At 61.1% G+C, this 321-nt stretch carries 1 protein-coding gene; it reads left to right on the top strand.

What is annotated here, in order from left to right; all coding sequences use genetic code 11:
* Window positions 1-321: phosphopantetheine-binding protein (locus H2510_RS20575; protein ID WP_186630131.1), on the top strand; the 321-nt coding region annotated here is incomplete at both ends.

The raw sequence follows: 321 nt of genomic DNA, 5'->3' as shown, positions 1-321 counted from the left end.
CCCCGGAACTCGGACGCAAGTCCGAATTCCGTTCTCCGGAAACAGTTCAACAGCAGAAAATCGCCGACGTGTTCACCGAACTGCTCGACGGCCGCAGAATAGGTATCGACGAAAGCTTCTTCGACCTCGGTGGAAATTCGCTCGTCGCAACACGACTCGTGGCGCGCGTCAATGCGGAGCTCGGGACCGGACTGCGAGTTCTCGACCTCTTCGAGGCACCCACCATCGAAGAGCTGGCGCTACGCGCCGAAAGTTCCGAGGCCCGGGGTGTGCGTCCGGTGTTGGGTGTGGTGGAGCGTCCGTCGGTGATTCCGTTGTCGT

Source organism: Rhodococcus sp. BP22 (assembly GCF_014281965.1).
GTDB lineage: Bacteria > Actinomycetota > Actinomycetes > Mycobacteriales > Mycobacteriaceae > Rhodococcoides.
Note: the sequence above shows the minus strand (reverse complement) of the source record. Positions and strands in the feature narration are given on the sequence as shown.